At 70.2% G+C, this 24,735-nt stretch carries 21 protein-coding genes and 4 pseudogenes; 11 read left to right on the top strand and 14 right to left on the bottom strand.

Features of this window, described 5'->3' with window-relative positions; all coding sequences use genetic code 11:
• Positions 1-29: 29 nt before the first annotated feature.
• The 3 genes from ACZ4VI_RS26340 to ACZ4VI_RS26350 form a co-directional block, all read right to left on the bottom strand.
• Positions 30-1,520, bottom strand: a complete 1,491-nt coding sequence (locus tag ACZ4VI_RS26340; RefSeq protein ID WP_468003053.1) for a sulfatase family protein — start codon at positions 1,518-1,520, stop codon at positions 30-32.
• A 664-nt stretch (positions 1,521-2,184) separates the two neighbouring features.
• On the bottom strand, positions 2,185-2,430 hold the full coding sequence (locus ACZ4VI_RS26345) for a hypothetical protein (RefSeq protein ID WP_468003055.1): 246 nt from the start codon (positions 2,428-2,430) through the stop codon (positions 2,185-2,187).
• 91 nt (positions 2,431-2,521) lie between these two features.
• Positions 2,522-2,644: a hypothetical protein gene (locus tag ACZ4VI_RS26350; protein WP_468003056.1), complete on the bottom strand. Its 123-nt coding sequence runs from the start codon at positions 2,642-2,644 to the stop codon at positions 2,522-2,524.
• A gap of 62 nt (positions 2,645-2,706) precedes the next feature.
• Here ACZ4VI_RS26350 and ACZ4VI_RS26355 point away from each other — a divergent pair, with 62 nt between their 5' ends.
• The 3 genes and pseudogenes from ACZ4VI_RS26355 to ACZ4VI_RS26365 all read left to right on the top strand — a co-directional run bounded on the left by ACZ4VI_RS26355 (position 2,707) and on the right by ACZ4VI_RS26365 (position 4,798).
• Positions 2,707-3,810 (top strand): hypothetical protein, encoded by a 1,104-nt coding sequence (locus tag ACZ4VI_RS26355; RefSeq protein ID WP_468003058.1) that lies wholly within the window; start codon positions 2,707-2,709, stop codon positions 3,808-3,810.
• Between the two features lie 15 nt (positions 3,811-3,825).
• A pseudogene (locus ACZ4VI_RS26360) lies at positions 3,826-4,001 on the top strand (transposase); the annotation flags it as partial.
• A 29-nt stretch (positions 4,002-4,030) separates the two neighbouring features.
• On the top strand, positions 4,031-4,798 hold the full coding sequence (locus ACZ4VI_RS26365) for a transposase (protein ID WP_468003059.1): 768 nt from the start codon (positions 4,031-4,033) through the stop codon (positions 4,796-4,798).
• Positions 4,799-4,867: 69 nt separating this feature from the next.
• Here the strand turns inward: ACZ4VI_RS26365 and ACZ4VI_RS26370 are convergent, their stop codons facing one another.
• The 4 genes and pseudogenes from ACZ4VI_RS26370 to ACZ4VI_RS26385 all read right to left on the bottom strand — a co-directional run.
• On the bottom strand, positions 4,868-5,302 hold the full coding sequence (locus tag ACZ4VI_RS26370) for a VOC family protein (protein ID WP_468003061.1): 435 nt from the start codon (positions 5,300-5,302) through the stop codon (positions 4,868-4,870).
• Between the two features lie 236 nt (positions 5,303-5,538).
• Positions 5,539-5,862, bottom strand: coding sequence for a hypothetical protein (locus ACZ4VI_RS26375; RefSeq protein ID WP_468003063.1), 324 nt, complete (start codon positions 5,860-5,862; stop codon positions 5,539-5,541).
• Positions 5,863-5,885: 23 nt separating this feature from the next.
• Positions 5,886-6,083 carry a hypothetical protein gene (locus ACZ4VI_RS26380; RefSeq protein WP_468003064.1) on the bottom strand — a complete coding sequence of 66 codons (198 nt, stop codon included), beginning with the start codon at positions 6,081-6,083 and terminating at the stop codon, positions 5,886-5,888.
• A 160-nt stretch (positions 6,084-6,243) separates the two neighbouring features.
• Positions 6,244-7,189, bottom strand: a pseudogene (locus tag ACZ4VI_RS26385) (transposase); the annotation flags it as partial.
• 12 nt (positions 7,190-7,201) lie between these two features.
• Between ACZ4VI_RS26385 and ACZ4VI_RS26390 the strand changes: the two are divergent.
• Positions 7,202-7,589 (top strand): annotated as a pseudogene (locus ACZ4VI_RS26390) (helix-turn-helix domain-containing protein); the annotation flags it as partial.
• A gap of 18 nt (positions 7,590-7,607) precedes the next feature.
• Here the strand turns inward: ACZ4VI_RS26390 and ACZ4VI_RS26395 are convergent.
• Entirely contained in the window at positions 7,608-8,438 is an 831-nt protein-coding gene (locus tag ACZ4VI_RS26395; RefSeq protein ID WP_468003317.1) for a hypothetical protein, read from the bottom strand.
• A gap of 196 nt (positions 8,439-8,634) precedes the next feature.
• On the opposite strand from ACZ4VI_RS26395, the gene ACZ4VI_RS26400 reads away from it, so the two are divergent.
• Positions 8,635-8,775, top strand: a complete 141-nt coding sequence (locus ACZ4VI_RS26400; RefSeq protein ID WP_468003066.1) for a hypothetical protein — start codon at positions 8,635-8,637, stop codon at positions 8,773-8,775.
• 481 nt (positions 8,776-9,256) lie between these two features.
• On the opposite strand, the gene ACZ4VI_RS26405 is transcribed toward ACZ4VI_RS26400, so the two are convergent.
• The 4 genes and pseudogenes from ACZ4VI_RS26405 to ACZ4VI_RS26420 all read right to left on the bottom strand — a co-directional run bounded on the left by ACZ4VI_RS26405 (position 9,257) and on the right by ACZ4VI_RS26420 (position 11,723).
• Complete coding sequence (locus ACZ4VI_RS26405) at positions 9,257-9,640, bottom strand: hypothetical protein (protein ID WP_468003067.1); 384 nt, start codon at positions 9,638-9,640, stop codon at positions 9,257-9,259.
• A gap of 95 nt (positions 9,641-9,735) precedes the next feature.
• A pseudogene (locus ACZ4VI_RS26410) lies at positions 9,736-9,963 on the bottom strand (transposase family protein); the annotation flags it as partial.
• A 410-nt stretch (positions 9,964-10,373) separates the two neighbouring features.
• Positions 10,374-11,219 carry a recombinase family protein gene (locus ACZ4VI_RS26415; RefSeq protein ID WP_468003069.1) on the bottom strand — a complete coding sequence of 282 codons (846 nt, stop codon included), beginning with the start codon at positions 11,217-11,219 and terminating at the stop codon, positions 10,374-10,376.
• Between the two features lie 84 nt (positions 11,220-11,303).
• Positions 11,304-11,723 (bottom strand): secondary thiamine-phosphate synthase enzyme YjbQ, encoded by a 420-nt coding sequence (locus ACZ4VI_RS26420; RefSeq protein WP_468003071.1) that lies wholly within the window; start codon positions 11,721-11,723, stop codon positions 11,304-11,306.
• A 92-nt stretch (positions 11,724-11,815) separates the two neighbouring features.
• Here ACZ4VI_RS26420 and ACZ4VI_RS26425 point away from each other — a divergent pair, with 92 nt between their 5' ends.
• On the top strand, positions 11,816-12,901 hold the full coding sequence (locus tag ACZ4VI_RS26425; protein ID WP_468003073.1) for an NAD(P)-binding domain-containing protein: 1,086 nt from the start codon (positions 11,816-11,818) through the stop codon (positions 12,899-12,901).
• 1 nt (position 12,902) lies between these two features.
• Here the strand turns inward: ACZ4VI_RS26425 and mltG are convergent, their stop codons facing one another.
• Together mltG and ACZ4VI_RS26435 are read right to left on the bottom strand one after the other, a co-directional pair.
• Positions 12,903-13,763 (bottom strand): endolytic transglycosylase MltG, encoded by an 861-nt coding sequence (gene mltG / locus ACZ4VI_RS26430; RefSeq protein ID WP_468003074.1) that lies wholly within the window; start codon positions 13,761-13,763, stop codon positions 12,903-12,905.
• 78 nt (positions 13,764-13,841) lie between these two features.
• A complete protein-coding gene (locus ACZ4VI_RS26435) occupies positions 13,842-15,668 on the bottom strand; it encodes an ABC transporter ATP-binding protein (protein WP_468003076.1) in 1,827 nt (608 codons plus the stop codon).
• A 95-nt stretch (positions 15,669-15,763) separates the two neighbouring features.
• On the opposite strand from ACZ4VI_RS26435, the gene ACZ4VI_RS26440 reads away from it, so the two are divergent.
• The 5 genes from ACZ4VI_RS26440 (at position 15,764) to ACZ4VI_RS26460 (ending at position 24,609) form a co-directional block, all read left to right on the top strand.
• Positions 15,764-16,207, top strand: a complete 444-nt coding sequence (locus tag ACZ4VI_RS26440) for a MarR family winged helix-turn-helix transcriptional regulator (RefSeq protein ID WP_468003078.1) — start codon at positions 15,764-15,766, stop codon at positions 16,205-16,207.
• 37 nt (positions 16,208-16,244) lie between these two features.
• Positions 16,245-19,169: an FAD-binding and (Fe-S)-binding domain-containing protein gene (locus ACZ4VI_RS26445; protein WP_468003080.1), complete on the top strand. Its 2,925-nt coding sequence runs from the start codon at positions 16,245-16,247 to the stop codon at positions 19,167-19,169.
• Positions 19,170-19,371: 202 nt separating this feature from the next.
• Entirely contained in the window at positions 19,372-20,811 is a 1,440-nt protein-coding gene (locus ACZ4VI_RS26450) for a Gfo/Idh/MocA family protein (protein ID WP_468003082.1), read from the top strand.
• A gap of 226 nt (positions 20,812-21,037) precedes the next feature.
• Positions 21,038-22,831 carry an ABC transporter transmembrane domain-containing protein gene (locus ACZ4VI_RS26455; RefSeq protein ID WP_468003083.1) on the top strand — a complete coding sequence of 598 codons (1,794 nt, stop codon included), beginning with the start codon at positions 21,038-21,040 and terminating at the stop codon, positions 22,829-22,831.
• On the top strand, positions 22,828-24,609 hold the full coding sequence (locus ACZ4VI_RS26460) for an ABC transporter ATP-binding protein (protein WP_468003085.1): 1,782 nt from the start codon (positions 22,828-22,830) through the stop codon (positions 24,607-24,609). The genes ACZ4VI_RS26455 and ACZ4VI_RS26460 overlap by 4 nt, the downstream gene beginning before the upstream one ends.
• Positions 24,610-24,735 lie beyond the last annotated feature (126 nt).

Consider the following 24,735-nt stretch of genomic DNA (forward strand, 5'->3'; position numbering starts at 1 on the left):
TCTCCCCGTCCGGTCCGGTTCGGGTGCCGTCACATGTTCTTCACAACGGCTCCGTATCGGAACGATGGGTGGCTGGCACCCGTGCCTCGCGACACGGGTGCCGGCCGGCGGTACGGAGTGCGGGTCAGGCCACGCGGTCGGCGGCGAGCTGGGCGGCCAGGGCGGGGATGCCGAGGGCCTGTTCCTGGGCTGGTATGGCTTGGTACAGCTGGTTGGTCAGCTGGTAGGGGTCGTTCACCAGGTCGTAGTACTCGCGGAACTTCACCTGGCCGGTGCCGGTCACGGCGCCGTTGGCGTCGGTCGTCAGGTCGTAGTACTCGGTGTACTGCCTTGTCCTTGGCCACGTACGAGGACCAGGTGGGCGCCCCACCGGTGCCGGTGCCCTGCTTCCACCACTCCACCAGCAGGTGGTCACGGTTGTAGGAGGAGAGCAGGTCCTGCGGGGCGCTCGGGGTGATGCCGGCCGCGTCGAGGATGGTCGGCGCGATGTCGATGTTGGCGACGATGCGGTTGTCCACGGTCCCCGCTCCGCGCCCGCCGGCGGGCCAGGAGAGGTAGAACGGCACCTCGTGCGCCAGGCGGTAGGGCACCGACTTCGCGGTCCAGCCGTGATCCCCCCAGCTGAAGCCGTTGTCGCCGATGTAGATGACGAGGGTGTTGTCGAGCTGACCGAGGGCCTGGAGCTTGTCCTTGAAGGCCTGGACGGCGTCGTCGACAGACAGCAGGGTGCGCAGCTGCTCGGCACGGATGGTCTGGCCGTCGGCGAGGGTGCCGGTGGCGTTTCGGATGTAGGCGGGCTTGTCGCTGCGGTCGTTCTCGGGGACGGAGGGGCGGCCGTTCCAGTCCGGGACGGGGGTGCCGGCGTACTGCGCCTCGGGGGTGCGGGGGCCGTGGGACGCGTAGGGCGTGACGTCCGCGAACCAGGGCCGGGGGTCGGTGGCAGCCTTGTCGAGGAAGTTCAGGGTGCGGTTCTTGACGATGGTGGTGGTGTAGCCGTTGATCGTCTGGACGGTGCCGTTGACGTTCCACTGGGCATCGACGTATCCGGGCTGGAGGAGTGCGAACTCCTCGAAGTGCGGCGGGTTGTCCGCCAGGGCCCAGGAGTTGAGGTACTTGCCGAACAGGCCGGTGCGGTAGCCCGCCTGCTTGAGGTACTTCTGCACGGTGGTGCTCTGGTCGAGCGCGTGCGAGGCGCCGTTGTTGCGCACGCCGTGGTTGTGGGCGTGGCGGCCGGAGAACACGCTGGAGCGCGAGGGCGCGCACAGCGGGGTGGTGACGTGGCCGTTGGTGAACTTCACGCCCTGGTCGGCGAGCCAGGCGACGGTCTTGGGCAGGGCCCACTCGGTGTGCTTGGGCTGGTCGTCGGTGACGATCAGCAGAATGTTCGGCCGACCGGCGGCAGCGGCGGGGCCGGCTCCGGCGACCTGCGCGAAGGCGGGTACGGCGGTCGCGGCCGCCACTGCGGCGGCGCCGCCGAGAAAGCCTCTTCGGCTCACCGGCGGACGTCGGTTCTCGCTCATGATGTCCATTCCTCCTGGGTGCGTCTGCACATGGGGGCACAGCGGACGAACGGACGAGGGGTCAAGCCGTCGGCCGCAGTGCGGAAGGGGGAGAGACGGGAGTCAGGCGGGGGCGCCAGGTGGGGATCCCGTGGGGGGAGGGCGCGTTCAGCGCGCCGGGGCGACCGTACACAGGGCGCTGGCCACGTGCCTTTGGTCGACGTGGCGGCGCGCAGTGAGGATTCCTGCTGCCATGACCACGACAGTAGGCGACACGGAACCGTCCTTCCATGTACGGCAGATGAAATAGGCGGCCGGCCTACAGGAACCGTGAACAGGATCGCCCGCAACCGCAACAGCCACTGGGACCGCGACCGCGACCGACCATCCGCTTCGTCGAACCGCTTCTTGAGCGCCGCACCCCCGCTACCCGAGGAACGACAGCCGCACCTGGCTCGGGGTTGTCCTTGTTCGTGTCCACCAACCTCCGTTAGGACAACCCCAGCCTATCCGGATTGCGACGGGCACCAGCCTGATGCCGTGGACATCCCCTTCCGGGATGACCACGGGGCTGGAGCACCAGCGAGGCGTGCAGAAGTCGGCCATGGCTGGTCTCGCCTCGCTGACTTCGGTCGTGTCCCGCGACGTGGTGTAGGGATCAAGTGCCTTGACGCTCCGGTTCGTCTCAGCGTCGCCCGAGTTCAGCCGCCCGAAGCCGCTGACGAGCCGCCTCAAGCCGCTGGTCATAGTCGGATGCGAACAGCTCAGGAAGCGCCTTGTCGAGCGTTCCGGCGATCCAATGGATCGGCACCCAGACCGCCGGATCATCGACAACCCGACTGAGATCCGTCATCTGGAGCTTCTCCAGCCAGTGCGACAGCACCAGTGCCTCGTCACTCGTGAGCTTGCTCGTGACCTGGCTATCGCTCATGCACACCCTTGCGGCTCGGCCCCATCCTCGACCACGCGAACCTACTGGTCTTTGACCTTGACCAAAACGCATAGGGCCCGCCGCAGGGTCGTCACCTCGGCGAGGAGGTCGACCACAGCCCCTTGCCGACCCAGGGTGAGCCCCTGCACGCGGTCCGTACGTCGGCCGCGTCCACCAACCGGGTGAGCACCTGCGCCCGCTGTCGGTGCGCCATGCGACCCTCAACCTCGTCCAAGCGCTCGCGCAGCCGGCGCGCCCGTTGAGGTGGAGGACGACATGAGTGACGACACACGGACCGCCGCGCCTTCGCCGGAGGACTCGCTGCGCTCTGCCCGGCTGCTTGCCCGTGCCGAGGCGGCCGTCATGGCGGTCTTCGCCACGCGGGCCTACGAACTGGGCTGGACGGTACGGAGCAAGCTGAGCGGCATCCTGGACCACGTGACGCTGTCCTGCGACGCGGGACATTCGACTCAGGTAACCCCCGTGACCGCGCTGCACCCCGAGCTCGGCAGCACGATCGTCCGGGCACCCGCAGGGGGCGCGTTCCTCATGGCGACGGGAATGACGACCCTGGGGGCTTTCCCCATGGCACTACAGGAGTGCCAGCACTGCGCGCGGAAGCGGTGGGAGGAAGCCGCCCGTGCGTCGTTCGCCGCCTACGCCATCGAGACCGATCTCCGAATCCTGGCCAACGCCGCATCCCCTGACGGGTATCCGGCGAAAGAGGTTCGCTGCCTACACGGGCATGAGTTCACCATCACCGCGATGAATCCACGTACCCCCGGGCGCGTGCCGGGGGGTGACTACGGATTCACAACAGGATTCGACGGCGCCGGCGACCCCTGCGTTACGTGTCTCGGCATCTCCCAGACGCCCAAGCTCGTTGAGTTCAGGCGCCGCGCCCGCGAGCAGAACGTGATGATCCTGGACGTCATGTCGAACCGCATCGCCCAGACTGTGCGCCTGTGCTGCATTGCCGGGCACCTGACTTCGGTGGGCATCAACACCGGGTTGAAGCGCGAGTTGCTGTGCGCCCGATGCAGCGGAGCGGGCGTTCGCCCCGAACCAACCGTGTACTACGTGGTGACCGACGGGGCCATGGTGAAGCCCGGAATCTCCTCGGGTGACGGACGAGGGCGGCTTGATACCCATCGCAGCCAGCACGGTCTGGGTCAAGTCCGCAGGTTCATAACTGACCTGCCCGTCGGCGCAGCTCGCGATATCGAGCGGCATGTCCTGGACTGCTTGGCCGGCCAGGGCATCCGACCGGTGATGGGCTCTGAGTATTTCGATGCCGCGCATATTGACCGGGTGCTGGAGCTGGCTGACGGGTGGTTCACAGCAAACCTGCCGAACTTCCCGTGGACGGTGACCGCCTAGCGTTCCCGCTCGGATCTCGCCCCGGCGACCCGGAGCTCGGGCTCCTCGATCCGCGGCGAACAGCCCTCCCGGCGGGGAAACAAGCAGCTCAAGCGGTCCTTCTTCGACGCCGGGCTGACGTCCCCTTCGCGATGCTTCATGACGGAGCCTTCTATGAACCCCAACCCGCCAGGCTAAGGGTTGTCCCGTAAGTGATCTTGCTGTGGGATGATCTTGGGCCGTGGCTGGTGTGATCACGGCGTCTGAGCCGTCCTGGATAGCCCCGTTCGCCGCACTGAGCCCGCGCGCCTTCGGCAAGTTGATGACGCAACTGCGCCGCGAGGACGGCGACGCGCCGGGCCGGGGTCGGCCGTGGAAGCTGTCCCTGGAGGACCGGGTGCTACTGGTGGCCGCGTACTGGTACACTAATTTGACCCTGCGCCAACTCACCCCGCTCTTCGGGGTGTCGAAGTCCACCGCCGATCGCGTCGTCGGCCACCTCGGCCCCAAGCTCGCGCTGGCTCCGCGCAGGCGCTTCGCTAAGGACGCGGTGCTGATTGTGGACGGGACACTGGTACCCACACGCGACCACAAGGTCGCCGAGCAGTCGAAGAACTATCGCTACTCGACCAACCACCAGGTGGTCATCGACGCCGACACACGCTTGGTTGTGGTGGTCGGCCGGCCTCTGCCGGGGAACCGCAACGACTGCCGGGCATGGGCCGAGTCCGGTGCCAAGCAGGCAGTCGGCGGCACTACAACGATCGCGGACGGTGGCTACCTGGGCACCGGGCTGATCATGCCGCACCGCCGACGCAAGGGCGAGGAACTGCCCGACTGGAAGCAGGCCCACAACAAGAGCCACAAACGGGTCCGCGCTCGCGTCGAGCACGCCTTCGCCCGTATGAAGACCTGGAAGATCCTGCGCGACTGCCGCCTGAGAGGAGACGGTGTGCGCCACGCGATGCACGGCATTGCACGCCTACACAACCTCACTCTCGCGGGATAACTCCCGCCGCATGCGGGACCTGAGGGGTCCAGGGGAGAGGGCTCGCCGCACCGCAGTCTCGGAGGAGATTCAGTCGAGGCAGAACTCGTTGCCCTCGATGTCCTGCATCACAATGCAGGACTCGTTCTCTCCGTCGGCACGCATCGTGCGCACATGTGTCGCGCCGAGCGCGACAAGCCGTGCGCATTCGGCCTCGAGCGTGGACAGGCGCTCCTCCCCCACGAGTCCCAGGCCGGCCCGCACGTCGAGATGCACGCGGTTCTTGACCACCTTCCCCTCGGGAACGCGCTGGAAGAGCACGCGGGGCCCGGCACCCGAGGGATCGCTGCACCCGAAGTAGACGACCTGCTCCTCCGTCGGCAGCGAACGGTCGTACTCCTCCCAGGTGGTGAACCCCTCCGGGACCGGAGGTACGACGTACCCAAGGACTTCGCACCAGAATGCGGCGAGGCGCGTGGGTTCCGCGCAGTCGATGGTCACCTGGAGCTGCTTGATCGTTGACATCGGCGCACGATAGCAGGGTCCCTGCTCATCTCCCCAGGTGGGAAGGTTCGCACGTTGCCGGGAGGAGGGCCCCGATTATCCGCTGCTGTGTAGTGCGGCGGGGGTGAACCGAGGTCGGTGCCTCCCCAAGAAGGGGAGACTTGGGAAGCGATCCCGGCCAGCCACTCGCGTGCTGCCAAAGATCAGTTACGGGACAACCCTTAGGCTGAATTGCCGAGAGCCCGCCTTGCTTCAGTCTACAGCCGTTCGAACTCCTCCGCGGGGATCTCGGCTGCCTCGGGCTGGTCCTGCCAGCCGTCCATGGGCCCTTCGGCGAGGACGCCGTACTGCTGTTCATAGCGGCTCATCGCCGGGAGATCGGCATGATCACGCAAGTTCAGCACCTCTTCCAAGGAGGCCGCTGTCACCGCCCGCCGGTCCTTCCCCCCGACCTCAACCTGTCGCGCTGCCCAGCCCTCGTCATCGGCCTCGAAATACAGCCATAGATCTTCGTCCTCGTAGTAGGTCCGAAACCAGATCGTCATGCCGCCATCCTGACCCACCACCTTGACCAAAGACATAGACACCTCACGTCTCTAACGCGTCAAGTTGTTGGGGTGGGCTCGTCGAACACGGCACGGTTGTAGAGCCGGTGGTGCCACTCGTTGGCGTCCGGGGCAGGCTTGGTCTTGAGGACCGGGTTGGGGCCGGTCTCGATGAGGTGCAGGAGTGTCCAGGCGACCCCGTAGCAGTCGTCGGGGCCGAAGTAGGTAGCGAGGGCAGCCGCCTCCTCTCCTGTCACCGGCTTGCTGATCGCCTCGAGCTGGGTGACACGCCGGTCGATCTCTTCCTCCTCGGCGCCCCAGTCGGGCAGTGGCCGTCGGCGACGAAGGTGAGGACTTCTGGTCTCATCCCCTGATCATCGAGGCTCCCGCCCGGCCCGGACCAGCCTTCCTGGCAGGTCAGGCCGCGTTCTCAACGGGTACTGGCCTGATGGGGAAGGCCTCCTGCTCGTCGAACAGTTTGTGGTGCTGGAGGCAGTGGTGGAGCTGGCCGATCATGCGGTTGAAGAGGTTGCGCAGGGCAGAGGCATGCCAGCCTCCGTGGTCGTCACGTCGCCAGCGGTAGTGCGCTTTGGCGCCGGGTGAGGAAGTGAGAGCGGCGAACGCCCAGAGGTATCCGGTGTGGTTGAGGCGGTCGTTCTTGACCCACCTGCGGGTGATCGCGGACTTCTTCCCGGAGGCCCGGGTGATGGGCGAGGAGCCGGCAAGCCTTCAGGCCGCGGGCGTCGGCGAACCGTTGGCGGTCATCGCCGATCTCGGCCAGGACCCGGGCGACGAGCTGACTGCCGAGTCCGGGGAAGCTGAGGATGATCTCGGCGTCCTCGTGCTGGGAGAAGGTCTCCTCGACCGACTGGGCGAGGCTGTCGGCGGCGGTGCAGGCAGCTTCCAGCTGGAGGAGAAGGGCAAGCATCTGCTTGCCGAGGGCGTCTTCGACCAGCGGTGGCTGACGGGCCCAATCGGCGCGGATGGCCTCTCGGAGCCGCTCTGTGTCCGCCTCGATGCCGCGCTTGCGGCCCGCCCGCTTGAGGACGGCGGTGATCTGTGTCCTGGTCAGCCGGCCCGCTTTGGCAGGGGTCGGGGCGGTCCTGAGGAGTTCGCGGATCTCGGGCCGGCACAGGCCGTTCTGCCAGTTCGCGGCGGCGGCCAGGGCGGCGGGATATTACTCGCGGAGCAGAGAGCGGAGCTGGTTGGACATCTGCTGCCGGTTCCAGGTGGCGTCCTGCTGGGCTCGCGCCAGGGCGGCGACGGCGCGGGCCAGGTCGGAATCGTTTGGCAGGGGCCGGTGGGCGTGCATGTCCGTGCGGAGGATGTTGGCCAGGACCAGGGCGTCGCCGGGGTCGGACTGGAATTAGGGGCCCCGCACCAGCGTGCGTTGGTCGCCCTGGCGTACCTGCGCACGCACGACACCCTCGCACGGATCTCGGCGGGGTTCGGCATCTCGGTGGGAACCGCCCACGCGTACACCACGGCGGTGGTCGACCTCCTTGCCGCCCGGGCGCCGGGTCTGCTGAAGGTCTTGCGGGAGAACAATCCAGAGTTCGTGCTGCTGGACGGGACCCTCGCTGAGTGTGACCGCGTCGGCGACAGCCGCGCCGACTACTCAGTCAAGCACCGCGGGCACGGCGTGAGCGTCCAGGCCGTCACCGACCCGAGCGGGCACGTGCTGCGGGTCTCACCGGCTCTCCCGGGCCGGGGCCCACGACCCGACCGCCGCCGGCACGCACTGCATCATCCGGATCTGCGATGGAGGGGCCCTTTGCGTGTCAAGCGAGCGGATGTCCTCCGTAGCCGGCTTGGCCCGGGGGCATGACGTCGCGCTCCCATGGCGAGACGCGGTATGCATTGAGAGCCTGTTCGTCTTGGTCTACGGTCTCCGCAACCCCGACGTCGGAGGGGTCCACGCGGATCGTGGCGAGGGACTCGCGCTGGTCTCGGAAGTTCTCCATGATCCCGGAAAAGTCCTCCAAGAGGCCCTGATCCAGCATCAGTTTGGCCAGCACCAATTCCCCTTCCCTTTGCGGATCATCCTGCTCGGTCGCCCGAATGTCCCTCAAGAGGACGAGAACGTCAGCGACGGTGTCGGGGCTCGATGCCCAAAGGTGCTCTCGGAAGTCGCGCGACGTACTCCCATGCTCAGGCCGCACAGTGGGCTGTGTGGGCACCATTGGCCCCTCAGGCAACACCCCTGGCAACTTCCAATACTCAAGCCCGCCCCGCATAGCCTCCGCTACGGACTCCTGAAGCTCCGCCGGGAGCGACGGCACGTCTGAGACGAGTTCGGCGATTTCGTCCACCGCCGCCGCCTGCCACAGCGCATCGAATCGATCGATCTGCTCCTCTGGAGTGGTCCTGCGGGCACGCGCACCCAAGACCTCGACAAGTGAGTCCAAGACGTCCCGGCTCGGCAGTACCGGGCTGGTGAACGCGGCGTGGAGTGTGCTTCGCGAGGCCCGCGTCGACGCATCCATGGCCTGGAGCATCACACTCAGAGACGGCCGCCCCGCCCAGAGGTGGAGCGTGTGCAGCGCATCGTTCAGAGCCTTCAGCGGCCCCTCTGGCAACTCCGGCCTCTTGAACAGACCCGGCTTCCCCATAACACGCCCCCCTGCGTCCAGAACCGTCCAGAACCGTCCACCAGCATCTCACCTCGTACGCCGCCGTCGGATTGCTTCCTACTACGTTCAGGTTCGTGGGAATCCGTAGCTGTCCGTCTCCATACGTCCTAGCAGGTCACAGCCTCGTGCACCCTGGTCTCGCAGAGCAAGTCACCACGGTTTAGGGGAAGTTGACATGCACGAGTTGCTGAACCTCGCCCTCGAAGGGCTCCTCACGAACATGCCATCGCAGATCCTCGGCGGCGCAGTAGGAGCCGGCGTCGCTTTCGCCTGGAAGCGGTGGCAATGCCGCCGCCAGGAGCAGCCGCAGAAGTAGCAGCATGGCCCCCTTTGCCGAGTTGGCAGAGGGGGCCCTTCTTTGCCTTGTGCGCACTTCGGCAACACGCCACCGGACGTGTCCGCGCGGGTGTCCGGGCAGGGGCGGACGCGCGTGGGGGCGCGCCCGCACGGTGGGTGCCTGTGCTGATGGCAGGGGCGGACAGGGTCCGGACACGGGGGGGTTGCAGGGGTCCGCCGGTGGTTCGGGAGAGAGTCCGGACCGAGGACGGACGCCTCCACGGACAGGGGCGGACAAGTCCGGACACTGGGCGGGACAGGGGGCCAGGGGCGCAGGTCGGCGACGAGGGCGGTCGCGTTGTCCGGGCGGTCGCCGGCCCAGCTGACGACGGTTTCCACGAGGTCCTGGACCGCTTCGTGCGGGTCGCCGAATAGGTAGGTCGACAGGTGGGCGGCGTTGTCCTCGATCGGCTCGTACGCGCCGTCGGAGGCGAGCAGGCGGCAGTTCCCGGCCGGGACGGTCACGGCCTCGACCGCCGGGGGTTGCACGGGTCCATCACGTCCTGGTCGCTGCGGCAGGAGGTGATGCGGTGGCGGTTGCCAGCGTCGTGCCAGCCGCGCGGCGGGTACACGCGGCGGAGGTTGTGGTCGTTGGTCAAGCACCGGCTGGTGCCGCACACCAGAACGTAGGCGCGGGAGTCTCCGCACCATGCGACCATCAAGGGCTTGCCGGGGGCAGTGACTGCCACGCTGGCGGAGGCCTTCCGCATGTAGTCCCGGGTGTACGGGTCGAGTTCGGCGCGCTCGGCGGCGAACCAGGCGTACACATCGCGCAGTGCCGTCTCGGCGTCGCCTCGGCGGGCGGCGGTGCGGGCGAGGGGCACGGCCGCGGCCCGGTACAGCACCGTACGGATGGGGTGGAGCCGATGCCGTCAAGCAGGGCGTACGCGAGGGTGCCGTCGGGGCGGTGCGTACGGCGGTGGCGTCACAGTGAGCGTTTTCAGCGTTGCCTCTCCAGGGTGGTGAGGACGGCTCGCGCAATGGACGTCATCCGGTTCGGGCTGATGCGTGATCTGCTGAAGATCCGCCATGACTTCAGCCGGGCCATGCCTCGTTCGATCGGCGCGCGGGCCTGGGCGAGCGCGTGGTTGACGGTGCGCTGGGTCGGGTTGAGTTCGCCGCCGGGCGGGCGCTTGAGGCCGGTGGTCACCCAGGGGCCGGCCCCCTCGCACGGCCACCGTCGAGATCTCCTACCTCGCCCGCAGCGAATCCGGCACGGCAACGATCGAAAAAGGTGTCACCCTTCCCTGGAAGAAGTCGGTCCAGGTCCCCCTCGGCAAAGGCCGGACCGCCGCCATCGTTCTCGACGGCAAGGACGGCCAGGCGTCGTGCACGCTGACCATTCGCGGCAAGCACGTCCAGCGCGCCACCGCGATAGGCGAGTTCGGCCGCGCGACGTGCACGGGGCAACTGCCCGCTGTCGACGGTGTCGGCGCCGACACCAACGCAGGTTGATCCTCGGATCCCTGACTCTCCGACGAACGACTACAGGTATCGCTGTCGGGCCTGCGTGCCCCGGGTGCGCAGCGACGTGGCCGTCGTGTACAAACGCGAGGCCATCGAAGGGATGCGGATCCCTCAACTCCGTGTGCCCGAGACAGGACTGCGGCCCTGTGCCGACCCGGCCGCACTGTCGCCTCCTCGTTCGGCCGGGGCTGTCATCCGCACACCCCCGCACATCTGAACACTCGAACTGCCGTCGGCCGCCGTGGCCCGCAGGCACTGCGCTGTCTCCAATCTGACTGTGGGCCGGCCAGTTGGCGAGCGTCGCCCACGGGCCACCTTCCCGTACATGACGGCAAGGTGGTCGGTCGGCGACCGCTCGCCAAGTCGGTTCAGGCGAGCGGTCTCGCTGCTCACCGACACGCTCTCGGGGTCGGCGAGGATGCGGCTGGCGACGGTCCGAAGGACCTCGGCCGCATGCGGGTGCAGCTCGACGCGGTCGACCCGGCCGTTCGGCACGGTGCGGACGTACTGGAAGCCGTACGACAGCTTGCCCTTCGGGCGGCCCGCGGCGCGTATCTTCTTGGTGGCGTCGCGGTTGCGTCGCTGGATGGCGCGCAGCTCCATCTGCGCGCCCCTCGCCTCCATCGTGAAGCGGTTCTCGTCGTTCGGGTCGTCGAGGTTCCAAACGCCCTCTGGCCCGTAGGAGACGAGGAGCTTGCCCTCGTCGCGCATCTTGTAGCCGGTGTTCAAACAGTCGACCACGTTGCGGCCGAGCCGGTCGACGGCGGCGGCCACGAGCCCGTGGTACGTGCCCCGCTCGTCGCGGAGCCACGGCGCGAGCTTGGGGCGGGTCAACGGATCGGTGGCCCCGGACACCTCCCAGTCGTCCACCCACGCGATGATGTGCCCGCCAATGGCTGCGGCGGCGGTCAGCCCGTCCTCGCGCTGCCGCTCCGGCAAGGACGTCGCGGCCTTCACCGCTACAGACGACTCCCTTCTCCCATTTCGCCGGAGCGTAAGGACATTCGGCGGCCACACGCAGGACGATCCTGGCCCCCGTGGTCAGCCCAGGAAACTCAACCGCACGTGACGCTCCGGGTTGTCTTTGTTCGTGTCGACGAGGCAGATCGACTGCCAGGTCCCCAGTTCCAGTCGCCCGCCCAGCACCGGCACCGTCGCGTGGGGCGGGACCAGGGCCGGGAGGACGTGGTCGCGGCCGTGGCCCGGGGAGCCGTGGCGGTGTTGCCAGCGGTCGTCGGCCGGGAGGAGGTGGTGGAGCGCCGTCAGGAGGTCGGTGTCGCTGCCCGCGCCCGTTTCGAGAATGGCCAGGCCGGCCGTGGCGTGGGGGACGAAGAGATGGAGGAGGCCGTCGCGGTCGGGGGCCGTTTCGGTGAGGAAGTCCGTGCAGGCACGGGTCAGGTCGGTGACCGTCTCCGTGGTGCCGGTGGTGAGCGTGAGCACGCGGGTGGTGAAGGTCGACATGGGGGCCATCCTGCCGCTCGCGGCGCACCATCGCGCGTCCACGCTCACGTGCCCTCGGGAAGATCCCCGCGTCTGCCACGGTTAGTGGAATCGTGAACGATTTCGGGGTACGAGATGTGGACGTCGTCGTCATCGGTGCCGGGCAGGCGGGGCTCTCCGCCGCCTACCATCTGCGCCGTACGGGCCTCGTGCCGGACCGCGACTTCGTCGTCCTCGACCACGCTCCGCGCCCCGGCGGCGCCTGGCAGTTCCGCTGGCCCTCGCTCACGTACGGCAAGGTGCATGGCATGCACGCACTCCCGGGCATGGAGCTGACCGGCGCCGACGACCGGCGGCCCTCGTCCGAGGTGATCGGCGCGTACTTCACGGCGTACGAGCACCGCTTCGACCTGCGCGTACACCGCCCCGTGGAGGTGAGCGCCGTCCGGGAGGGCGAGGGCGGGCGGCTGCTCGTCGAGACCTCGGAGGGGACGTACGCCACGCGGGCCCTGATCAACGCGACCGGCACCTGGGACCGGCCCTTCTGGCCCCGCTACCAGGGCCAGGAGACCTTCCGCGGCCGCCAGCTGCACACCGCGAACTACCCGGGCCCCGAGGATTTCGCGGGGCGGCGCGTGATCGTCGTGGGTGGCGGCGCCTCCGGGACGCAGCACCTGATGGAGATCGCCGAGGTCGCGGCGGAAACGACCTGGGTGACCCGGCGCGAGCCCGTCTACCGCGAGGGACCCTTCGGTGAGATGGAGGGCCGGGCGGCCGTCGCGATGGTCGAGGAGCGGGTGCGGCAGGGGCTGCCGCCGCAGAGCGTCGTCTCCGTCACGGGGCTGCCGCTCACCGACGCGATCCGCAGCGCCCGCGAGCGCGGTGTCCTGGACCGCAACCCCATGTTCGACCGCATCACGCCGACCGGGGTGGCGTGGGCCGACGGCCGGACCGTCGACGCCGACGTGATCCTCTGGGCGACCGGCTTCCGCGCCGCGATCGACCACCTCGCCCCGCTCAGGCTGCGTGAGCCGGGCGGCGGCATCCGGGTGGAGGGGACGAGGGCGGTACGGGACGAGCGCGTCCATCTCGTCGGGTACGGGCCGTCGGCCTCGACGATCGGCGCCAACCGGGCGGGGCGCGCGGCCGTCACCGAGATCCGCCGCCTTCTTGAGCGGGAGCCCGTACCCACCCCGTAGCTCAGCCGGCCTTCGCCGCGCGGCGGTTCTCGTTGAACTCCGCCACGTTCGCCTGGTGTTCGGCGTAGTCGGCGGTGAAGCGGGTGTCCCCCGGCTTCACGGTCACGAAGTACAGCCAGTCGCCCTCGGCCGGTGCGATCGACGCCGTCATCGCCTGCTCCCCCGGGTTCCCGATCGGGCTGGGCGGCAGGCCCGGGCGCTCGTACGTGTTGAACGGGCTGTCGATCCTGGTGTCAGCGAGGGTGGTGTCCACGGTGGAACGTCCCAGGGCGTAGTTCAGGGTCGAGTCCATCTGGAGCGCCATGCCCCGGGCGAGGCGGTTGTAGACGACCCGGGCGACCTTGCCCATGTCCTCGCCGGTGTCGGCCTCGGCCTGCACGATGCTGGCGATGATCACCGTCTGATGCACGCTCACCCCGTTGCGCTGGGCTCCCGCGGTGATGTGGTCGGCGCCGAAGCGCTTGCCCGCCGTCTGGACCATGTAGCGCAGCAGTGCCTCGGGGGTCGTCGTGGACACGACGGGGTACGTCGCCGGGAAGAGGTACCCCTCGGGGTTGCCCTGTGCGGCGGCCGGGAGGCCGAGGGCGGTGGCCGGGGCGCTCGCGGCCCTGCGGGTGGTGCCTGGGGCGAGGCCGAGGGAGCGGTCGACGGCCGCGTACACCTGGCCCGCCCGCCAGCCTTCGGGGATGAGCAGGGTCCGCTGCTTCTCGGGGACGGGCTCGTCCTCGCCGAGGAGCAGCAGGGGGACGATGATCGCCGCGGCCACGGCGAGGGCCGCGCCGATCAGCAGGGCGAACCGGCCGCGCCGGGTGAGCCGGTTGCGGCGGCGACGGTGTTCGGGCTGCCAGGTCCGGTGCGTCATGGGCGCACGCTAACCCGGCCCGCCCGCGAAACCTCGGAGCCCGCATGCGGCGGCGCCGCATCCCCCCTGGGAGGACGATCACACGTTCTGAGGAACAACGTTCGTGTGTGCGTCGCGGCGCACCAGGGCCGCGTACCGCCCGTCCCGTTCGACGAGCTCCTCGTGCGTGCCGCGTTCGGCGATCCGGCCGGCTTCGAGGACCACGATCTGGTCCGCGTCCCGGACGGTGGAGAGCCGGTGGGCGATCGTGATGGTGGTGCGTCCTGCGGAGAGGGCGTCGATGGCCTGCTGTACGGCGTGTTCGGTACGGGTGTCCAGGGCGCTGGTCGCCTCGTCGAGGATCAGCACGGGCGGGTCGCGCAGGATGGTGCGGGCGATCGCCAGGCGCTGCTTCTCGCCGCCCGAGAAGCGGTAGCCGCGCTCGCCGACGAGGGTGTCGTACCCGTCGGGCAGTGCGGCGATGTGGTCGTGGATCTGCGCGGCGCGGGCGGCGGCGCGGATCTCCTCGTCCGTGGCGTCGGGCTTGGCGAAGCGCAGGTTGTCGGCGACGGAGGCGTGGAAGAGGTACGTCTCCTGGGAGACCACGCCCACCGCCCGGGCGAGGGTGTCGAAGTCGAGGTCGCGGACGTCGACGCCGTCGAGCAGCACTCGGCCGCCGGTCACGTCGTAGAGCCGGGGCACGAGATAGCTGAGGGTGGACTTGCCGGAACCGGTCGGCCCGACCACGGCGAGGCTGCCGCCGGCCGGGACGGTCAGGTCGATGGTGGCGAGCGTCGGGCGGCCGGCCGCCTCGGGGTCGTAGCGGAAGTCGACGTTCTCGAACGTCACCTCGCCGCTGATCTTCTCCAGACGGACCGGCTTCTCGGGTTCGGTGATGTCGACGGGCAGGTCGAGGTACTCGAAGATCCGCTGGAAGAGGGCGAGGGAGGTCTGTATCTGGACGCCGGTGGAGAGCAGGCTCACCGCGGGCCGGAACAGGCCCTGCTGGAGCGAGACGAAGGCGACCAGCGTGCCCAGCGAGATGGCCGGGCCTCCGGCCTGGAGGGCGAGCCCCGCGGCCCAGTAGATCAGCGCGGGCATGGCGGCCATGACGATGCCGATGGTGGACATCCGCCAGCGTCCGGCCATGGAGGAGCGTACTTCGAGGTCGACGAGGCGCTCGGACTCCTCGGCGAAGGACGTGGTCAGAGAGTCGGAGCGGCCCATGGTGCGGCCGAGGAGGATGCCACTTACGGAGAGCGACTCGGTGACGGTCGCGGCCATGACGGCCATCTGCTTCTGCCGCTGGGTGGTGATCTTCTTGCGCTCGCGGCCGACGCGTCTGCTGATCCAGACGAAGACGGGCAGCAGGAGCAGCGAGACGAGGGTGAGCCGCCAGTCGAGCGCGAGCATCGCGACGACGGTGGCGACGACGGCGGTGAGGTTGGAGACGAGGGAGGTGGCGGTCGAGGTGACCGTCGCCTGCATGCCGCCGATGTCGTTGGCGATCCGGGACTGCACCTCGCCGGTGCGCGTACGGGTGAAGAAGGCGAGCGGCATCCGCTGCAGCCGGCCGTAGACCGCGGTGCGCAGATCGTGCATGACCCGCTGGCCGACGGTGGTGGAGATGAGGGTCTGGAGCACGCCGAAGACGCTGGTGATCACGGCGGTGGCGATCATGCCGAGGGCGAGCAGGCTGAGCAGCCCGGTCCGGCCCTGCGGGATCGCGGTGTCCAGGATCTCCTTGAGGAGGAAGGGCGAGGCGACCGTCACGAGGGACGAGGCGCCGACGAGCAGGCCGACGAGGGCGAGACGGCCGCGGTAGGGACGGAAGAGCCGCAGGATGCGCCGCATCTGGGCGGGCTCCTTGGGCTGCACGGAATCGCGTGGTGGTGGTGTCCAGTCGGACTCTTCGTGGTGACGCATGGGCTCCTACGAGGGGTGCGATCAGTCAAGTCGATCAGAGCATAGCTCATTGTTACCTATACTCACAATGAGCCAGGTCCTGATAATGTTCCCTCATGAACACGCCCGACGCCGACGGCCTACTCGCCGAGCAGTTGCTGCGCCTCACCCGACGCCTCCAGCGCAGTCAGAAGCGGCTTCTGGAGCCGGTCGGCATCACGCCCGCCCAGTCCCGGCTGCTGCGCACGGTCGCGCACTACGACCATCCGCCCCGGATGGCCGATCTCGCCGAGCGTCTGGAGGTCGTCCCCCGGGCTGTCACCAGTCTCGTGGACGGACTGGAGGCCGCCGGCCGGGTGCGCCGCGTCGCCGATCCGACGAACCGACGGGTGGTCAGGATCGAGCTCACCGACGCCGGACGCGACACCCTGCGCGCGTTGCGCAGCGCGCGGAGGGCGGCGGCAGAGGACATCCTTGCTCCATTGACCGTCGATCAGCGCGAGGTGCTCGGAGGTCTGCTGTCCGCTCTGGTCGACCACGTGCCGGAGCGCCGCTGCTGACCGCGCGGGCGCCGGGAGCGCCGAGGGGAGCCGTGCCATGCCACTGCTGGAGCCGAACCCGCAGGCCCTGCGCCCCGGTACGAAGCGGCAGGCCGCCCCGGACCGGGTCCCCGACCTCCAGTCACGGGGGACCCCGCGCGGACTGCGGGAGGAACTGGTGGCGCTCCTCGGACCGGAGAAGGTGCTCTCGAAGATCTCCGACCTGGTGCGGTACGCCTCCGACGCCAGCCCCTACCGCTTCGTGCCGCAGGTCGTCGTGGTCGCGGAGGACATCGACGACATCTCCGCCGTCCTCTCGTACGCCCACGGCAAGGGCCGCGAGGTGGTCTTCCGGGCGGCCGGGACCAGTCTGAACGGGCAGGCGCAGGGCGAGGACATCCTCATCGACGTGCGCCGCCACTGGGCCGGGATCGAGGTCCTCGACGACGGCGCCCGCGCCCGGATCCGCCCCGGCACCACCGTCGTCCGGGCCAACGCCGCCCTCGCCCGCCACGGCCGGGTCCTCGGGCCCGATCCCGCGAGCGCCATCGCCTGCACGATCGGCGGGGTCGTCGCCAACAACGCCTCGGGCATGACGGCGGGGACGACCAGGAACGCGTACCGGACCGTCGCCTCCCTCACCTTCGTGCTGCCGAGCGGCACCGTCGTCGACACCGGCGACCCGGCCGCCGACGAGGAACTCGCGCGCGCCGATCCGCGCCTGTGCGCGGGGCTGATGGCGCTCAAGGCGGAGATCGAGGCAGATCCGGAGCTAGTCGCCCGCATCCGCGCCAAGTACGCCATCAAGAACACCAACGGCTACCGCCTGGACGCGTTCCTGGACGGCGCGACCCCGGTGGAGATCCTGCGCGGGCTGATGGTCGGCTCGGAGGGCACGTTCGGGTTCATCTCCGAGGTCGTCTTCGACACGCTTCCGCTGGACCGTCAGGTCTCCACGGCCCTGCTGTTCTTCCCCTCACTGCCCACTGCGGCCGCCGCCGTGCCGCGCTTCAACGAGGCCGGGGCGATCGCGGTCGAGCTGATGGACGGCAACACCCTGCGCGCCTCGGTCCGTGTCCCCGGCGTGCCCGCCGACTGGGCGGAGCTGCCCAAGGAGACGGCGGCGCTGCTCGTGGAGTTCCGCGCCCCGGACACCGCCACGCAGGAGGCGTACGAGCAGGCGGCCGCGGAGGTCCTGGACGGGCTGGAACTGGTCGCGCCCGTCGCCTCGGTGGACAACGCCTTCACCCGCGATCCCCGGACGATCGCCGGCTACTGGACGGCGCGCAAGGCGTTCGTGACCGCGGTGGGCGGCTCGCGTCCCTCCGGTACGACGCTGATCACCGAGGACTTCGCCGTACCGCCGGCCCGGCTCGCCGAGGCCTGTACGGAGCTCCTGGAGCTGCAGTCACGGCACGGTTTCGACGCGGCCGTGGCCGGTCACGCCGCCCACGGCAATCTGCACTTCCTGCTGGCCTTCGACGCGGCCGACCCCGGCGACGTGGAGCGGTACGCCGCGTTCATGGACGAGTTCTGCAAGCTGACGGTGGAGCGGTTCGACGGCTCGCTCAAGGCCGAGCACGCCACCGGGCGCAACATCGCCCCGTTCCTGGAGCTGGAGTGGGGGCCGAAGGCGACGGAGCTGATGTGGCGCACCAAGGAGGTCATCGATCCCGACGGGGTGCTCGCCCCGCGGATCGTCCTCGACCGCGACCCGCAGGCCCATCTCCGCGGTCTCAAGACGATCCCGACGGTGGAGGCGATCGCCGACCCGTGCATCGAGTGCGGCTTCTGCGAACCGACCTGTCCCAGCAACGACCTGACGACGACTCCGCGCCAGCGCATCGTGCTGCGCCGGGAGATGATGCGGCAGGGCGACGGTTCCGCGGTGGAGGCGAGCCTCCTGGAGGAGTACGGCTACGACGCCGTGGACACCTGCGCCGGCGACTCGACGTGCAAGCTGGCCTGCCCGGTCGGGATCGACACCGGGGCGCTGATGAAGGAGTTCCGGCACCGGCGGCACTCGCCGGGCGAGGAACGGATCGCGGCGCTCGCGGCCAGGAACTTCCGTGCCGTGGAGGCCTCGGCCCGGCTCGCCGTCGCCGCGGCCGACCGGATCGGTGACCGGCTCCTCGGCTCGGTGACGGGCCTGGCGCGCAAGGCGGTGCGGCCCGATCTCGTACCGGAGTGGCTGCCGGAGATCCCGGGCCCGGCGGCCCGCCGTCTCCCCCGCACCCACCGCCCGGCGGCCGTCGCCGTGTACTACCCGGCCTGCGTGAACCGGATCTTCGGCGGTCCCGAGGGGCTGCGGGGGCCCTCCCTCCCCGAGGCAGTGGTGGCGCTCTCCGGCCGGGCGGGCAGGCCGGTGTGGATCCCGGAGGACGTGGCGGGTACGTGCTGCGCGACGATCTGGCACTCCAAGGGGTACGAGCGCGGAACCGAGGTGATGGCCAACCGGATCGTGGAGGCGGCCTGGGGCTGGACGGCGGGCGGGCGGCTGCCGCTGGTGGTCGACGCGTCCTCGTGCACGCTCGGCATTGCACACGAGGTGGTGCCGTATCTCACCGAGGACAACCGCGCGTTGCATGCGGAGCTGACGGTCGTCGACTCGCTGGTGTGGGCGGCCGACGAGCTGCTGCCCCGTCTTGATGTGCGGCGCACGGTGGGCTCGGCGGTGGTCCATCCGACCTGTTCCATGCGGCATCTGGGCGACGAGGAGCAGTTGACGGCGCTGGCCCGGGCGTGCGCCGAGGAGGTCGTCGTACCGGCCGACGCGGGCTGCTGTGCCTTCGCCGGCGACCGGGGCATGCTGCATCCGGAGCTGACGGCCTCGGCCACGGCGCGCGAGGCGGCCGAGGTGACGGCGCGTCCGTTCGACGTCCATCTGTCGGCGAACCGGATGTGTGAGATCGGCATGGACCGGGCGACCGGCCGGAGCTACCAGTCCGCGCTGCTCGCCCTGGAGCGCGCGACGCGCCCCTGACACCCACGCGACACGACGAGGGCCCCTTACCCCATGTGGGTGAGTGGCCCTCCTCGTCCGCATGGTCCGGTGATCAGGAATGGAAGAGTCCATCCACCCGTCGCAAGAGTCCGATCCGCGCCCTTGCGTACCACCAGTCTCAACGGCCAGGGTCCTGAGCGGGATTCATGAGCCGGCCGTGCACACAGCCACTGGAGGTTCCATGAACGACAACGCACCGCAGCCGCCGAGCCGTCGCTCCGTCCTGCGGACCACGGCCGGGGTCGCGGGAGCGGGCATCGGCCTCGGCGCCCTGGGCGCCGGCAACGCCGAGGCCGCCTCGCCCGCGGCCGCCGCGGCAGCCGCGGAGACCTCCGCGCAGACCGAACAGACCGTCGGGGCACCTGGGCGCAGAGGCGCCACCATGGCCGGTGTCCCCTTCGAGGGGCGCTCCACGGTCCGGGTCGGGATCGTCGGCCTCGGCAACCGGGGCGGCAGCATGATCGACCTCTTCCTCTTCCTCCCCTGGGTCCGGGTCGTCGCGGTCTGCGACCCCGTCAGGCAGAAGACGGAGCGTGCCACGGCCAAGGTCGTCGCCGCCGGACAGCCCGCGCCCGCCGTGTACGCCCACGGCGAGGACGACTACGAGAACCTCTGCACCCGCTCCGACCTGGACTTCGTCTATGTGGCGACGCCCTGGGAGCTCCACTTCGAGATGGCCAGGACGGCGATGCTGAACGGCAAGCACGTCGGCGTGGAGTGTCCGGTCGCCATGACGTTGGACCACCTGTGGGAGCTGGTCGACCTCTCCGAGCAGACCCGGCGCCACTGCATGCAGCTCGAGAACTGCTGTTACGGCCGCAACGAGATGCGGGTCCTGCGGATGGCGCACGCGGGCAGGTTCGGGGACCTGCTGCACGGGGCGGGGGCGTACAACCACGATCTGCGCGAGCGGATGTTCTCGCCCACGTACTACGAGGGCCCCTGGCGCCGGCTCTGGCACACGCGGCTGCGGGGCGAGCTCTACCCGAACCACGGCCTCGGTCCGGTCGCCAACTACATGGACGTCAACCGGGGCGACCGGGTGGTCAGCATCAGCAGCTTCGGGACGCCGGCGCTGGGGCTCGCCGAGTACCGGGCGGCGAACATGCCGCCGAGCGACCCGAGCTGGAAGGAGACGTACATCGAGAGCGACCGGACGATCAGTCTGGTCCAGACGGCGAAGGGCCGCTTGATCCGGCTGGAGCACGACGTCTCGACTCCGCACCCGTACAGCCGGATCAACAGCCTGGGCGGAACCCGAGGCGTGTTCGAGGACTACCCGGCCCGGATCTATCTGGAGCCGGACCACCAGGGTCACCAGTGGGGCGACTTCGAGACGTACGCCGCAGAGTTCGACCACTGGCTGTGGAAGGAACACGCCAATCCGCCCGGCGGGCACGGCGGGATGGACTACATCATGATCTACCGGCTGATGCAGTGCATGAAGCTCGGTCTGGTCCCCGACTTCGACGTGTACGACGCGGCGACCTGGACGGCCCCGGTGCCGCTCAGCCACGCCTCGATCAAGGCCAAGGGCGCGCCGCAGGCGATCCCCGACTTCACGCGCGGCGAGTGGAAGAAGGCCCGCTCCGGCGTGGACTCGGCGAAGCCGGCCCCGTAGCGACCCACGCGGGGCCCGGCTCGCACCTGCCGGGGCCCGCGGTCCTTCGGGAAAGGAACGGGGTCCGGGTGGCGGGGAGCGTCGGGAGGGGCGGGGGCACCTTGGCCGGTTCTGTGCCTCGATGCGGGAAATTCGATTGCCGCGGGCGGTCCATCGGCGCGAACCTTGCACGGTTTCAGCCACCCCCGACAACTCCGCCCGCCGAACCCGAAGCCCCTGGGAAGCCATGCAGATTCGCGATCTACCGTACGCCGACCCAGGAGTCCCCGATGTCCGCTCGGGCACCCGGTTCCTCGTCTGGCTCGGCCGCAACCAACTCGGCGGGCAGGCGAAGTCGTTGCTGTGGGGACTGCTCCTCCAGCTCAGCATCGCCGGTCTGTCGCTCGCCGTCGGCCTCGCCGTGCAGGCCGTCGTGGACCGCGACGGCGGACGGCTCGCGCTCGTGGGCGGGCTGCTCGCCCTGCTCGGCACGGGCATCGCGGTCGGCGACATGATGCTGCACCGCACCGCCGTCACCAACTGGATCACCGCCGCGGCCCGCGTCCAGCAGCTGCTCGCGCGCAAGACCGCCGAGCTCGGTTCCGTCCTGACCCGTCGGGTCGCCGCCGGCGAGGTCGTGGCCGTCTCCACCGGAGACGTCGAGAAGATCGGCTGGTTCGTCGAGGCGATGTCGCGGTTCGCGGCGGCCGCGCTGACGATGGTCCTGGTCTGCGTCGGTCTCGTGGTCTACCAGCCGGCCCTCGGCGTGCTGGTCGTCCTCGGCCTGCCCGTCCTCGCCCTGGCCGTGCTGCCCCTGCTCCCCCGGGCCACCCGGCGGGCCGACATCCAGCGCGAGAAGGCGGGCCGGGCCACCGAGCTCGCCTCGGACACCGTGGCCGGGCTGCGCGTGCTGCGCGGCATCGGCGGCGAGGAACTCTTCCTCGGCCGCTACCGGGCCGCCTCCCAGGAGGTCCGCCGCGCCGCCGTCCACAGCGCCCGGATGTGGGCCCTGATCACAGCCGTCCAGGTCCTGCTCCCGGGTCTGCTCCTGGTGGGTGTACTCGCCTACGGGGCGCGGCTCGCGCTCGACGGGCGGATCGCGGTCGGCGAACTGGTCACCGTCTACGGCGCGGTGGCGCTGCTGCTGCATCCTCTGCGGAACGTGGAGGAGATCGCCATGGCTTACTCCTTCTCCCGGCCTTCCGCCAAGCGCGCGGCGCGGGTCCTTTCGCTGACGCGGACCACCACCACGACGGGCGGCCACGCAAAGGCGACGGGCGATCTGTACGACCCGGTCACCGGGCTGCTCGCCCCCGTCGGCTGCTTCACGGCCGTCGTCTGCGGCGACCCGGACGCGGCCGGGCGGCTCGCGGACCGGCTCGGCGGGCATCCCACCGAGCCGGGCGAAGGGCACACCTCGGTCCTGCTCGGCGGGGTGCCGCTCGACGAACTGGCCCTCGACACGGCCCGTACCGCCGTCCTCGTCCAGGACAAGGACCCGGTCCTGCTCTCGGGCACGCTCCACGAGCTGCTCGACGTGCCCTCCTCGGGCGCGGTCCGCCCCGAGGAGGCCCTGGCCGCGGCCCAGTGCGGGGACGTGCTGGACGCGCTCGCGCTGGCGTCCGTGGACACCGACGGCGACCCGATGCGCACCCGGATCACCGAGCGCGGCCGGTCCCTCTCCGGTGGCCAGCGCCAGCGCCTGGCACTGGCCCGCTCCCTGGTGACCGACCCGGAGGTGCTGGTGCTCGACGAGCCGACCTCGGCGGTCGACTCCCACACCGAGGCACGCGTCGCCGCCGGAGTGCGGGGGCTGCGCGAGGGCCGTACGACGGTGGTCCTGGCCTCCTCGCCGCTGCTGCTCGACCGGGCCGACCGGGTGGCGCTCGTCCACGACGACGAGGTGGTGGCCGTCGGCACGCACCGCGACCTCCTGCGTACCGAACCGCGCTACCGGGCGGTCGTCACCCGCGAGACCGACGACGAACAGGCGGCCCCGGCACTCAAGCGGGAACCAGAGCTCGAAGGAGAGTCCGCATGATCGGCCTCGCGCCACCGGCGTACGACCCGGCGGCCCCCACCTCGGCGACGACCCTGCCCGTGGGCACGGCCGCGACCGTGCGCTCCTATGTACGGGAGCTGCTGCGCCGCCACCGCACGGCGTTCGCGCTGCTCATCGGCGTCAACGCGGTCGCGGTGATCGCCTCGATGGTGGGCCCGTACCTGCTCGGCTCGCTCGTCGACCGGCTCTCCGAGGGGGCGCGCGAGCTCCATCTGGGGCGCACCGTCGCCCTGTTCGTGCTCGCGCTCCTCGTCCAGACCTTCTTCGTACGGCTGGTCCGGCTGCGCGGCGCGATGCTGGGCGAGGAGATGCTGGCCGACCTGCGCGAGGACTTCCTCGTACGGTCGGTCGGGCTGCCGCCGGGCGTTCTCGAACGGGCCGGGACCGGCGACCTGCTGTCCCGTATCACCACGGACATCGACCGGCTGGCCAACGCCATGCGGGAGGCCGTGCCCCAGCTGGCGATCGGAGTGGTCTGGGCCGGGCTGCTGATCGGCGGTCTTCTTGCCACGGCACCGCCGCTCGCCCTCGCCCTCGTCGTGGCGGCACCGCTGCTGGTGGTGGGCTGCCGCTGGTACTTCAAGCGGGCACCGTCGGCGTACCGCTCGGAGGCCGCCGGTTACGCGGCGGTCGCCGCGGTGCTCGCCGAGACCGTCGACGCGGGCCGCACGGTCGAGGCGCACCGCCTGGGCGCGGGCCGCATCACCCTGTCGGACCGGCGGATCGCCGAGTGGACGGCATGGGAGCGGTACACCCTCTTCCTGCGCTCGGTGCTGTTCCCGGTCATCAACCTCACGCACACCATGGTCCTGGCGGGCGTCCTGCTGCTCGGCGGGGTGTTCGTGCTCCAGGGCTGGATCGACGTGGGGCAGCTGACCACGGGTGCGCTGCTCGCCCAGATGCTGGTCGAGCCGGTCGGGATCATCCTCAGGTGGTACGACGAGCTGCAGGTGGCCCAGGTGTCGCTGGCCCGGCTCGTCGGCGTCCGTGACATCGAGCCGGACGCCGGTGACGGGAGCGTACGTCCCGAGGGGCGGGCCGTCCGCGCGGACGAGGTGCACTTCGGCTACCGCGAGGGGGTCGACGTGCTGCACCAGGTGTCGATGGACGTCGCCCCTGGCACGCGTCTCGCCCTCGTCGGCCCGTCCGGCGCCGGCAAGTCGACGCTGGGCCGGCTGCTCGCGGGCATCTACGCCCCGCGGACCGGCTCGGTGACGCTCGGCGCGGCCGAGCTGGCGAAGATGCCGGCCGAGCGGATCCGTGAGCACGTGGCCCTGGTCAACCAGGAGCACCATGTCTTCGTCGGTTCGCTCCGCGACAATCTGCTGCTCGCCCGGACGGGTGCGGGGGACGCCGAGCTGTGGGCGGCGCTCGGCGCGGTCGACGCGGACGGCTGGGCACGGGCGCTCGACGAGGGTCTGGACACCGAGGTCGGCTCGGGCGGGCTCGCGCTCACCCCGGCGCAGGCCCAGCAGATCGCCCTCGCCCGGCTGGTGCTCGCCGATCCGCACACCCTGGTCCTGGACGAGGCGACCTCGCTCCTCGACCCGCGGGCGGCCCGCCATCTGGAGCGCTCGCTCGCCCGCGTCCTGGACGGCCGCACGGTCGTCGCCATCGCCCACCGCCTGCACACCGCGCACGACGCGGACGTGATCGCGGTCGTCGAGGAGGGCCGGATCACCGAGCTCGGCAGCCACGACGAGCTGGTGGCGGCGGACGGCGCGTATGCCGCGCTGTGGAGGTCGTGGCACGGGTGACACGACGGTGGGGGGGGGGGGGGGGGGGGGGGGAACACGAACCACCGCGGAGAGCTCCAACCGACAAAAGACGCAGAACCAACCAACCACCCCACACCCCACCAAAGCCCGGATCACCCCCCCCCC

The sequence above is a fragment of the Streptomyces sp. NPDC029169 genome (assembly GCF_055563935.1).